Raw genomic sequence first — 11966 nt, 5'->3', positions numbered from 1 at the left:
GCCCATTAACGCATCAGTCTGCTTGTGGATCATCCATATCTTTGAATTCATAACCTTTCACCAATTTGAGGTAATTGACCTGAATAATTCGAATGGACGTCAGGGTGAACGAAATCGGGAAGATCCAATAAAGGAACGCCATTGACCAGTCGAGAGCGGGAGACAGAAAAGGGTATTCCATCAAACTTTCAATCACTTCGATGCTTTTGATGGTCATCATGGTGTTGAAAGCAATCCAAAGCATGTCCGCTATAAGTTCAATGCCTTGCCGAACTTTCACTGGCAACAGTTTAAGGTGAAAGGTCACACGATTATGGGCGGAAAGACGGGCCGCATAGGAAGCGCCCAAAAACACGAACCATACAAAAGCAAAGCGAGATAGCTCTTCGCTCCAAGGAATGCCGTAATTGAAAGCCACCCGCATAATGACTTGGATAAACAGTAAGGTGACAAATAGACACAGCAGCGCTTGACACGCATAGCTTTCAAATTGGTCCAATTTTCGTAATACGCTTTGCATGACAGCGCCCTTTTGTACAAGGTTAAAAAGCGCGACCATTGTTTGATCGCCCTTTTTAGGGGGAGTTTTTTGACTCCCCGAGAGATTGCTTCTGCTGCCTTTGAGTCAGCTCATCACAAACACAGCGTCAGCCGCTACTGCTGCAATTTCTCCAGCACGTCGTCAAAGCTTTCTTTACCGCCTATATCGTCATAAAACTCAGGCCAAACTTTCTCCTTCGCCAACGCAATCCATTTGTCTTCATCTTCCAAGGTGGAAACTTCAACACCATTCGCGATCATGTTTTGCTTGGCATTCTCAGCTTCTGTCATTTGGAAAACCAACGCGTATTGCTGCGCTTCTAAGCCCGCTCGATTCAAAATCGCACGTTGCTCGTCGCTCAGTTTACCCATGGTTCGATTGCCTATCAGAAGCGGTTGCAAAGAATACTGATGATGCACTTCCGTTAAGTACGGCTGCACTTCATAGAACTTCATGGTGTTGTTCACGATGTACGGATTGTCCTGTCCGTCTACAACCTTCTGTTGCAATGCCGTGAAGGTTTCTGTCCATGCCATCGCGATTGGATTCGCACCAAATACTTCCCACGATTTCAACATAATGCTGTTTTGCGGAACCCTCACTTTTAGGCCTTTCACGTCTTCAAGGTTTTTAACAGGGCGTTTTGAATTGGTCAGATGGCGGAAGTTAGAATACGTCCAGCCTAAAATGTTAACCCCTGCTTCATTTATCGCGAGTTCGTTCCAATACTCTCCCAGCTCTCCCGTGGTAATAAGCACAGCGTCAGAAGAGTTAGTGATCAAATAAGGCATGGTCAATGCACCCAGCTTTTTAGAAAACGGGGTCACGTTGCCAATTCCAACCAATGCCATGTCCAATGAACCTAAACGGGTGTTTTGCACCATTTCGGTTTCACTGCCCAATGCTCCACCTGGATACAGTTTGATTTTGATATCACCGCCCGAATAGAACTCAACCAACTCCTGAAATCGAATTGCATACGCCCCCTGATCAGATTCAATCGGGTCGCCCATTCCTACTTTCATGGTTTTGGCGCTAGCAAGAACGGGGAGAGCCAAGATGGAAATGGCTGCAAACTTTGCCAACTGCTTTAATTTCATACCCTTTACCTCTTAATCGATAACATCCGTGAATGCTTAAAAACTTGTGTACTTAAGCATTTGCCTATACGAGATTTTCGTTGCTCGGTGTTGCCACACTTCTGTGTTGCTGGTTTTCTGGTAGTAAAATTTCCTGGCGTTGCTGATTGCTATGTCGCTGCTGTATCCGATTGGAATTAGATATCTACAGCGTATCGAGCACCTCTGAGATCACCTGAGCGATACTGTCTGCATCAGATTGGTCAAAGGTGAGCGGGATTCGCATATCGAACAGAGACGCGAGAACACGCTCGGTGCTAGGAAGCGGCGTAAGCTGTTCCAAGTACTCCCAATGGTTATATTTACTGCTGTAACCTGAGGGCTGACTGTCTCCCATCCATTTCACACTTACTCCACGAGCCGCACAGCCAACCACAACCTTGGTTAATTGGTTTTTGGGGACATTCGGGAGAGAGAATTGAATTGAGCTCCCGACAAAATGCTCGCTCGGGGAACGGTCGGTTAAACGCAACCCTTCAATCGATGAAAGTGCTTTTTCCATGGCACGATAAAGTTCATTCCAACGCTCACACTGTGCATCTAACGCGGCTAACTGTGGGCGCAGTATCGCGGCACGAAGGTTATCCATTCTTCCGCTGAAGTTGGGCGTCCCTTTAGCAATGTCTTTAAAGGTTTCAATGGGCGGCAATGTGGAGTGTTGGTCAAACAACATATATGAACCTGAATAGATAATGGCTTTCGCCATCACTTCATCATTGTTGGTGACCAGAAACCCACCTTCGCCAGAGTTGATATGTTTGTAAGTCTGTGTGCTAAAGCACGACACTAGCCCAAACGTGCCGCTCTTCTTACCATTCCAATCTGCACCCATGGTATGGGCACAGTCTTCAATCAATACCACACCACCTTGTTCGCAAATTGCCATGATGGCATCCATGTCAGCAATGTGGCCGCGCATGTGGGAAAGCAACAGAAACCGAGCACCAGACAACGTAATCTTGTCAGCTAAGTCTTCAAGATCGATAGTCAGATCGTCTGTTGTTTCAACCAACACGGGGACGCCACCAGCATTGTTGATTGCGCCCGGAACAGGAGCCAATGTGAAGGCATTGCACAGCACGCCATCACCCTGTTTCACTCCCGCACACAACAAGGCGATATAAAGGGAATAGCCACCAGACGCGCAACTTAAGCAGTACTTCACACCAAGATATTGAGCGAACTGTTTGTCGAGCAAGTCAGCCTCACTCAGCTCTCCATTTACCGTGTTGTAGCGGTGAAGCCGCCCTGTACGCATCACTTCTACTGCACTGGCGATCGCACTTTCAGAGATAGGCATTTGCTGAGTAAACGATTTTTTGAACGTGTGCATTTTCGTTTTCCTCGCGGCTCGCGTGTCATCAACGCGATCTAAGTCGAACCTATGCATGACGGAAGAATCAGTCATAGCGTTTTTGTTGATAGACCTCGAAATCCCATTCGGTATCAGGGAAATATTTGGTTAAGCGCCAGTCACAGGCTCGTGCATGACCTTCCATACCCTCTGTACGCGAAATACGAGAACCTGCAGTGCTAAACATAAGGTTCGCTTCAACGCTCAATTCTTGGGTGGTCAGGATTTTCAGAAACTTCTGAACGTTCAATCCGCCGCTGTAACGCGCGGCTTTTTTGGTCGGTAAGATATGGTTGGTTCCTGAGCACTTATCGCCATGAGTCACGGTGCTACCTTCACCCAAGAACAACGATCCATAGTTAGTGAGATTTTCTTTCCACCAATCGAGGTCAGCAGCTTGAACTTGAACGTGCTCACACGCCCATTCATCGCTGACTTTGGCGGCCTCTTCTCTATCTTCAAACACCATGACAACGCCATAGTCTCGCCACGCGGCTTCACACACTTCTGCATTTGGCATATCTGCAATCACCTGTGGCATCAACGCAATGACCTTCTCGCCTAGCGATTTGCTGGTGGTAAACAACCAGACAGGGGAATTCGGACCATGTTCAGCTTGCGAAACCAAATCCACGGCAATGGTCATTGGGTCTGCAGTCTCATCCGCGATCACCGCAGATTCTGTCGGCCCTGCAAACACATCGATACCCACTTCGCCAAACAGCAAGCGCTTGGCTTCAGCAACGTAAGCATTTCCTGGGCCAACAAGGATATCGGCTGACTTTCCGGTGTATAAGCCAAATGCCATGGTGGCAATAGCATGCACGCCGCCCATTTCGAGAATGATGTCTGCACCAGCAAGATCCATGGCGTATACCACTGCGGGGTTAATTGAATCACCGCGAGGTGGAGAACACGCAACCACCGTCGGCACACCCGCCGCTTTCGCCGTTGCGACACTCATTAGTGCAGAGGCTGCATGGGCGTAGCGTCCACCGGGTACATAACAGCCTGCGCAATCTACGGGGATCACGCGTTGGCTCAGTTTCACGCCTTCTTCGGTTTCAATTTCAAATGCTTGTAAGCTTGCTCGCTGCGCTTCAGCAAAGCGTCGAACTTGTCGGTATGCAAAGTCGATATCGTCTTTTACTCGCTGTGGCACAGATGCAATAAGCGCCGCCCTCTTTTCATCTGATAAGACAAAATCACCCTGCCAGTTATCAAAGTGTTTGGCGTACTCTTCTACGGCACTGGTGCCTTCGCGTCGGATCTTCGCCAGCATGTCTTTCACCACCTGCTGGATGCACTCATCATCCGTTTGCACGTCAGCCTCACGCTCACCCCGTTTTAGATATTCCATTGTTTTTACTCACCGAAATCCAAAGTTAGCCTTGGCGAGCAGGTAAGCTCGCTCCGAGAAGGGTCAGCTAGCCACAGGGCTAGCTGAGTGGCTTAGCAGTACGCGTCAAAACCAAATGCGTCGCGGTAGCCCGGCAGAGCTTGCGCACCACCAGTGTGAAGGAACACAACGTTCTCGCCTTCTTTGAATTGGCCTTTACGGATCAGGTCTATCAAGCCTGCACCGCCTTTTCCTGAGTAAACGGGATCCAATAAAATGCCTTCGTGCTTCGCGAATAATGAAATGGCTTCAATCGTGCTTTCTGCAGGAATACCGTAGCCTTCGCCGACGTAATCACAGTTAGCGACCACACTTTCACGCGGCACAGCACCTGGTATGCCTAGTAGATCGCAAGTACGCTCGGCCAGCGCAAACACGTTATTTTCTTGTTGCTCTTTCGGCACACGCACACCAATGCCTAGCAGCGGAATGAGGCTGTTTGATGCACATAGGCCTGTCACCAGCCCCGCTTGCGTACCGGCAGAACCTGTGGCGTGAACGAGGTGGTCAATTTTCAAGCTGCGGTCATTCGCTTGAGTGAGCAATTCCAACGCGCAGTTCACATAGCCCAGTGCACCAATCGGGTTAGAACCCCCGCCAGGAATGATGTACGGCTTTTTGCCTTCCGCACGCATCGTCGCTGCCACATCTTCCATGGCGGCATTCATGTCGGTCGCTGCCGGGTATTTTTGCAGTGAAGAACCAAACAATTGGTTCAACATGACGTTTCCGTTGAACACGTAATCTGGATCGTCAGATCCCGTGCGATCTTCAAGCAAGATGTGGCAAGCCATGCCGCATTTCGCAGCAATAGCAGCGGTTTGACGAGCATGGTTTGATTGTGTTGCACCTTGAGTGATGATGGTGTCAGCACCTTGTGCCACGGCATCCGCCATCAAAAACTCCAGCTTACGTGTTTTATTTCCCCCGCCAGCCAAGCCAGTGCAGTCATCACGTTTAATCCACAACGTGGGGCCACCCAACGCTTTTGACAGGTTCGGCATTGGTTCTAACGGCGTAGCAAGATGAGCGAAATGAAGACGCGGGAAACGGGCAAGATGCATGAGTTATATCCTTATCAAGTGGTCTTTTAATGGGCTGTCTAAGCATCAACTTAGAAGCTTTTGCAATGATTACAGCCTGTGAGACGACAATCTTTTTCGCCAATACCTATATTGAACAAACGCCGGTTACTTTTCGGCATAACTGTTCTAGCAGGACGCTAAAGGATTGAATTCATGGAATTGAAATGGCTTGAGGATTTTATTGCGCTGAGTGAGAACGGAAGTTTCTCCAAAGCAGCTAACGCAAGATATGTGACTCAACCTGCATTTAGTCGGCGTATACGTTCACTGGAAAATTGGCTTGGCATTGTCTTAGTGAATCGTGATGCACTCCCCACCAGCTTGACCGACGCTGGCACTGAATTTGTCGAAGAAGCTCAACGGCTGATCAATGACATCACGGAAGTGAGAAATCGACTTCAGCAACGAAAGAACCCTCACTCACTGATTTTTCTGGCTCAACATTCAACGGCTGTTTCCTTTTTTCCCGCATGGATTCAAACCTTAAGCCCGTTAGTTGCGGATGCCGTGGTAAAGCTAGTGCCTGGAAATATACATAATCTCAACGAAGCCTTCTTAGCAGGGTCTGGCGATTTTCTTTTAACGTTCGCTTCGCAGGCATTAGATAGCCCGCAAATGAAGAAAAAAAGCCAATCCATTCAGGTGGGACGCGATCGTCTTATTCCTGTATCTGCACCGGATGAACATGGCGATCCCTTGCATCGATTCAACAATGGAGTGCCCTGCCGTTTGCTCGCTTTTCCCGAGGAAACGTATCTCGGTGGGCTAATCAAGAAGTCGGCCATAAGCTCGATTCCCTCGCATTATCAGTATGATGTGGTGTGTGAAAACGAAATGGCGGAAGGATTAAAAGCAATGGCAACACAAGGGTTTGGCGCAACATGGTTACCATCAAGTTTGGTCAAACAAGAGTTGGAAGAAAAACGACTCGTCGAATTGGATGCAGCGTTGCCAAGAATAGACTTACGCATTTTACTCTATCGCAATCGGCATAGCGTAAAAGCTGAAGTGGAAAGGTTTTGGATCTATCTCAATGAGCTTTATGGCAAGGAATAGTGGCGATCGCTCTCGTCACTATTCTTCACTCTCACCATTCGCCGTCGCTACTTAGTATTGAAGAACTCGGTGAGCACTGTATGGGTGATCAAATGTGTCAGTTCAGGGTACGCTTGAATGTGCTCACGGATTTCATTTAACCGTGCCATGTTTGGGACTTCGACGTACAACATCATGTCGGTTTCACCACTAATAGCATGACACCATTTGACGCCATCTAACGTATAGATATCAGCAGCGTAAGACTCACAATGATGCCCATTGGATGACGTATCAAACTTCAAGGCCAAATAGGCGGTGACACCTTGAACCGTCTCTTCTTCGGCAATGTCCGCATGATAGCCAAGGATGATTTTATCCTGCTCCATTTTCCGAATTCTGGCGGTGACGGCAGATCGCGAGAGGCTAACATCTCGCGCTATCTCACTGACGGTTCGACGGGCGTCAACGCGCAATATGTTTAAGATCTGCTTATCAAATTTGTCCATTGCTTATCTCTATACTTCCATTTCTTCGTTGCTAACTGCCAATCCCATTGGCATGTCTATCTGGATAGTTATCACGCCTAACACTTTATCGCTAGACACGCTCTGCTGCTCGCAAAATTGTTCAGATAACACTGAGAGTTCGCGAAAAACCGTCACATTGTCACCTTTAATGCAGAAAACCGTTAATTTGACGCTTAACAAAGACAGTTTGAGCGATGCTTTTTCAGCCTGTCCGCTTTAATCTTGGCGTGTAATCCATTCCGCTGCACATAGAAGTGACGATGAATCAGCTTAGAAAAGAAATCACCCTGTTATCTGGTATCGGGCAACTCTCCACCACTCTGTTAGGCACAGGCCTCTTTATGATCCCTGCCATTGCGGCTGGCATCGCGGGTGAGCTGTCATTGTGGGCGTGGCTATTACTGTTTGTCGCCATTTGTCCGATCGCGCTGACCTTTGCACAACTTGGAAAACGTTACCCCAATGCTGGCGGAACCGCCTATCTTGTTCGTCAGGCATTCAACCCTCGCTTGGAGCGCAGCGTCGCTTGGCTTTTTGTTAGCGTTATTCCTGTTGGTGTCCCTGCCGCCATTGCGTTAGCTGCAGGTTTTTTACAACAACTGCTGCCCGATGGGTTAAATAACTTTCTACTTGCACAGTTGATCACCGTTGTGTTGCTGATTGGCGTGAACCTGATGGGCGCTAAGTCTTCAGGCCAACTCCAAACTGTTATCGCAATCAGCATCTTCGCGCTTGTGGGTGCATTTTTATGGCGCGGTGAAGTGGGTACCGCTGACCTAACGATGCCTGTACTCACCAGCGATTCCATCTGGCCAATCGGCGCGGCGTTGGGCGTGATGTTTTGGTGCTTTGTTGGCATTGAGGCTTTTGCTCACATGGGTGAGGAATTTAAAAATCCACAGCGCGATTTTCCCATCGCGATTATCGTGGGTTGCTTTGTCGCRGGCGCTACCTATTGGGCAGCGTCAGTCGTGATCCTCAAGTTCCATGCTTATGGCAGTGTGGAATTTGACAGTGCCTCCATTCCTTTTTTGAGCGAACAGCTCTTTGGTCCTAGTTTTAAGTTGCTGGTCAGCGTGGTGGGATTTTCTGCCTGCTTCGCCAGCGTGAATCTCTATACACAGAGCCTTTCACGTATGGTGTGGGCGCAAGCACGTGAATACAAACCCGCGGGGAAAATGGCTAAAGTATCCGCACGAGGTGTACCGATAAACGCCACTCTGGGAGTAGGTGCCGTTCTGGCTATTTCATGTGTCTTTGGTGAACTGTCTGGGCTGAATTTGGAATTTTTCCTTAAGCTCGCCAACAGCATTTTTGTACTGGTGTATTTGATGGCAATGTTAGCCGCTTTCAAACTGCTCCAAGGCGCATCTAAGTGGCTCGCCGCTTTATCTCTGGTGCTATGTACTTTTGTATTTATCTGTTTGGGCTGGTCAATGCTCTATGCCCTCACGATCTTTGGTTTGCTCATGCTGCAAGGGAAAAAGCACAATCGCAAAGCCGTTAACTTGTAACCTGATGCACATAAACTTTTGCATCAAAACATTCGCTTCCGAAATTCTATCGACAATACTGTCAACATGTGCGATTTTCTCGCTCATCAACGTGACAAGGAAGCGAAACGGATGTTTGTACTATTGGATGGTGGCATGGGAAGAGAACTTCAGCGCATTGGCGCTCCTTTCTCTCAGCCACTTTGGAGCGCCCAAGCATTAATCGAAGCGCCAGATGCGGTGTATCAAGCGCACCAGAATTTTATTGATGCAGGCTGTGATGTCATTACCGTCAACAGCTACGCCTGCGTCCCCTTTCACCTTGGTGATACTCGCTATCAAGAACAAGGCTTTGAACTCGCCGAACTTGCTGCTCAAATTGCCCAACGCGCCGCGGAAGACAGCGAGCGAGATGTGCATGTCGCGGGCTGTATTCCGCCCGTATTGGGCTCTTATCGTCCTGATCTGTTCAATGCTGAAACGGCGACGCCCATTATTCAAACCTTGATTGAAGCGCAAGGCTCTTACGTCGACTTTTGGTTGGCTGAAACCATCGGGTCTATTGAAGAGTTTCACACCATTTGTGATGCCTTAACGGCCGCCACATCCAATAAGCCTGCTTACTTTGCTTTCTCTCTCATGGATTCCGTGATGGATCAGCCGCGACTTCGTTCTGGCGAAGCGGTTGTAGATGCAGTAAAAGCGGCGTGTGAGCGCGATGTGAATGGTATCTTGTTTAACTGCTCTCAACCTGAAGTCATGCTGGATGCGATCGCCGTTGCGCGTGTGATTATCGATACGCACTCCAACACCATTTCCTTGGGCGCTTATGCAAACGGGTTTTCCGTGATCCAACAGGAACACCAAGCCAACGATGCGCTGACAACAGTGCGTGAGCTGTCTGCCGATCAATACGCGGCGTATGTAAAAGCATGGTTGGATGCAGGGTCTAACATGGTGGGGGGGTGCTGCGCGATTTTCCCAGAGCACATCGCCTATCTCGATTCGCTAAGAAAGAAATAACACCGATTTTGCCCTATATACCCGAGCAACCGCCTATGTACCCGAGCAACCGGAAGATGCACAATTAAGGTTGCTTAGGCATAACAATGCCCCGCACTCGGATGACCGTGTCGGGGCATTGTTATTTTATTGAGCTTATGTTGTTAGCGACAGGCAAGTATCACGGCGTCACTGGTACAGTGCTAGCTGTTCATCCTCACAAACATTCGTTCAACGCCAATCGCCGCTGCTTCACCACATCGCTTTGAAGGAAATCGAGCACCAAGAGGTTAAACACCTGCGTTTTCTCAAGGTGAATGTTATGGGCGGCTTGAGGAACAACCGCAAGGTTTGCCCCTATGATTCCGCGCCATAACGACTCGGTTTGTGTCCACATGTAGGACCGATCACTATCCGGCCAAAGCACCAAGGTTTTTGCCTGAATCTCGTTTAACCGCTCTAGCGAGCGCCACCCTGCCATTGCACGCAGTCCATTGATATACGTCTGCGTTTGAACACGATTGGCCAGCTCCATTCCCCCTTCGAAATCCGGATCTTCCACGCCATCAGAAAACCACGTTTTCACCGTATCGAAAGCCACTTGCGCTGTCCCTTCGGTTTCAGCACGAACAATACTGTCTTCAATCGATTCAAAACGGCCCGGTAAATCGCCCATAGGCCCAGTGGCATACAACACAAGTCCAATGACACGTTCGGGCGCTTTGATCGCAACTTCTTGCACGATCATCCCTCCCATGGAGTGACCCATTAAATGGAACTGATCAATGCCCATTTCATCAAGTCGACTCAACACGTAATCCGCAAACCCATTCACGCTATCAAGGCCAACCTCATCGGCCTTGCCACCATAGCCCGGCAAGTCGAATGCGACGACATCAAAGCGCGAAGAAAACAACGCGATCTGTTTTTCCCAATAAGCGAGACCACTTAGAAAACCATGTACAAGTACCAACGTGGGCCCTGTACCGACACGTAAACAATTCATCGTATTTATTCCATTAATTCAGGGAGCCAAAGCGCAGTATCAGGCATGCCAATCAGCACGAACAACAAAACAACCAAAGCGGCGATAAACGGAATACATCCAATGATCACGTCGCCTATGGTCACTTTGTCTCGGGCGAGACTTTGAATGACAAACAGATTTAACCCCACGGGAGGTGTTAGCACAGCAATCTCCATGGTGATGGTGTACACCACGCCAAACCAAATAAGATCGAACCCAGCGGCATGTATCAAAGGGAACAAGGTCGGTAAGGTGATAAATGTCATGGAAACAGGTTCCAAGAACATGCCGAGAATGACATAAAACACAATGATCATCGCGAGCACGGCATAAGGTGATAACTGCATGTCGACAAACAATTCTGTGAATTGTTGCGGGATCTGGTGGTAGGTCATCACGAAACCAAACAACACACCGGACGACAGCAATAAACCCAAGTAGCCCATGGTTTGCATGGTGGCTTTCAGTGCCTCTAGCAAGCCTTTCAGTCGCAACCCGCCGAAAGAGAAGGCAAGACCCAGCATAAATATCGCCGAGACACCTGCCGCCTCTGTGGGCGTTGCAATACCTGCATAGATTGAAATGGTGATCACCAAACCAACAAGGACAATAGGAAGCAATGCAGAGAGCGCGATTAACCAAGGAATAGGCGGTGCATTTTCATGCCCTGGAATATCCTCAGGATTCACCTTGCCCCAAATAAACACGATGATGAAGAACATGGTTACCAGTATCAAGCCGGGCACCACACCTGCGATAAACAATGCGCCGATCGACTGGTCGGTCACAATGCCGTAGAACAATAAAATTAAGCTTGGTGGCAGCAAGACACTGAGTGTCCCCCCTGCGGCGAGCACACCACTTGATAGACGCTTGCCATACCCAAGTTTGAGCATTTGTGGCAAAGCAACACCACCAATGGTCAGCGCACCCACCATGCTGGAACCACATACCGCTCCAAAACCAGCACACGCGCCGATACTGCCGTAGGCGGCAGCCCCGCGAATTGGAAGTTTACTGTGCATGAACCAATAGAGATTTGGCCCAATGGAGGATCGCCCTATCAGCTCTCCCAGAAACACAAACAATGGTACTGCCAGCAAAATATAATTAAACCACACGCCCCATAGTTTTAGCTCGACCGTCACGAGAGACGACTTGAGACTTAGAATATCGAGCAAAAAAGGGATTGAAGCAGCGGCTAGCGCAAAAGGGATCGGCAAACCAATGAGGATAAACCCCATCAGCAAACCCAACATCCCCAACCCAACGACATACCATTCCATCACTGATCCTTGTTTTCTTTGTTTAGTCTTCAGTTAAACGTTTGTTGCCACGAGATGACTGTGTTCACGGAACGA

At 48.7% G+C, this 11966-nt stretch carries 12 protein-coding genes; 3 read left to right on the top strand and 9 right to left on the bottom strand.

Annotation, left to right across the window (positions count from 1 at the left end; translation table 11 throughout):
- Positions 1-13: 13 nt before the first annotated feature.
- From L4D06_RS11050 to cuyA, 5 genes are all read right to left on the bottom strand, one after another.
- Positions 14-520, bottom strand: coding sequence for a TRAP transporter small permease (locus tag L4D06_RS11050; RefSeq protein ID WP_429739395.1), 507 nt, complete (start codon positions 518-520; stop codon positions 14-16).
- 134 nt (positions 521-654) lie between these two features.
- A complete protein-coding gene (locus L4D06_RS11045; protein ID WP_274164213.1) occupies positions 655-1641 on the bottom strand; it encodes a TRAP transporter substrate-binding protein in 987 nt (328 codons plus the stop codon).
- A gap of 184 nt (positions 1642-1825) precedes the next feature.
- A complete protein-coding gene (locus L4D06_RS11040; protein ID WP_429739393.1) occupies positions 1826-3013 on the bottom strand; it encodes a DegT/DnrJ/EryC1/StrS family aminotransferase in 1188 nt (395 codons plus the stop codon).
- A gap of 67 nt (positions 3014-3080) precedes the next feature.
- Positions 3081-4394 (bottom strand): histidinol dehydrogenase, encoded by a 1314-nt coding sequence (gene hisD, locus L4D06_RS11035; RefSeq protein WP_429739391.1) that lies wholly within the window; start codon positions 4392-4394, stop codon positions 3081-3083.
- A gap of 92 nt (positions 4395-4486) precedes the next feature.
- The gene (gene cuyA / locus L4D06_RS11030; RefSeq protein ID WP_274164216.1) at positions 4487-5497 is read right to left on the bottom strand and encodes a D-cysteate sulfo-lyase; all 1011 of its coding nucleotides are present in this window, start codon (positions 5495-5497) and stop codon (positions 4487-4489) included.
- A 174-nt stretch (positions 5498-5671) separates the two neighbouring features.
- Between cuyA and L4D06_RS11025 the strand changes: the two genes are divergently transcribed.
- Positions 5672-6574 carry a LysR family transcriptional regulator gene (locus tag L4D06_RS11025; protein WP_274164217.1) on the top strand — a complete coding sequence of 301 codons (903 nt, stop codon included), beginning with the start codon at positions 5672-5674 and terminating at the stop codon, positions 6572-6574.
- A gap of 47 nt (positions 6575-6621) precedes the next feature.
- On the opposite strand, the gene L4D06_RS11020 is transcribed toward L4D06_RS11025, so the two are convergent.
- Together L4D06_RS11020 and L4D06_RS11015 are read right to left on the bottom strand one after the other, a co-directional pair.
- Positions 6622-7062 carry an Lrp/AsnC family transcriptional regulator gene (locus L4D06_RS11020; protein WP_274164218.1) on the bottom strand — a complete coding sequence of 147 codons (441 nt, stop codon included), beginning with the start codon at positions 7060-7062 and terminating at the stop codon, positions 6622-6624.
- Between the two features lie 9 nt (positions 7063-7071).
- Positions 7072-7218, bottom strand: coding sequence for a hypothetical protein (locus tag L4D06_RS11015; RefSeq protein ID WP_274164219.1), 147 nt, complete (start codon positions 7216-7218; stop codon positions 7072-7074).
- A 125-nt stretch (positions 7219-7343) separates the two neighbouring features.
- Between L4D06_RS11015 and yjeH the strand changes: the two genes are divergently transcribed.
- Entirely contained in the window at positions 7344-8597 is a 1254-nt protein-coding gene (gene yjeH / locus L4D06_RS11010; protein ID WP_429739388.1) for an L-methionine/branched-chain amino acid transporter, read from the top strand.
- Between the two features lie 111 nt (positions 8598-8708).
- Positions 8709-9599, top strand: coding sequence for a homocysteine S-methyltransferase family protein (locus tag L4D06_RS11005; RefSeq protein ID WP_429739386.1), 891 nt, complete (start codon positions 8709-8711; stop codon positions 9597-9599).
- A gap of 196 nt (positions 9600-9795) precedes the next feature.
- On the opposite strand, the gene L4D06_RS11000 is transcribed toward L4D06_RS11005, so the two are convergent.
- Both L4D06_RS11000 and L4D06_RS10995 read right to left on the bottom strand, forming a co-directional pair.
- Positions 9796-10584 (bottom strand): alpha/beta fold hydrolase, encoded by a 789-nt coding sequence (locus L4D06_RS11000; protein WP_274164222.1) that lies wholly within the window; start codon positions 10582-10584, stop codon positions 9796-9798.
- Between the two features lie 5 nt (positions 10585-10589).
- Positions 10590-11891: a TRAP transporter large permease gene (locus L4D06_RS10995; RefSeq protein WP_429739384.1), complete on the bottom strand. Its 1302-nt coding sequence runs from the start codon at positions 11889-11891 to the stop codon at positions 10590-10592.
- Positions 11892-11966: the final 75 nt, after the last annotated feature.

Source organism: Enterovibrio makurazakiensis (assembly GCF_050336585.1).
GTDB classification, from domain to species: Bacteria; Pseudomonadota; Gammaproteobacteria; order Enterobacterales; family Vibrionaceae; genus Enterovibrio; species Enterovibrio gelatinilyticus.
The sequence above is the reverse complement of the archived record's forward strand: the minus strand, read 5'-3'. Positions and strand labels throughout refer to the sequence as shown.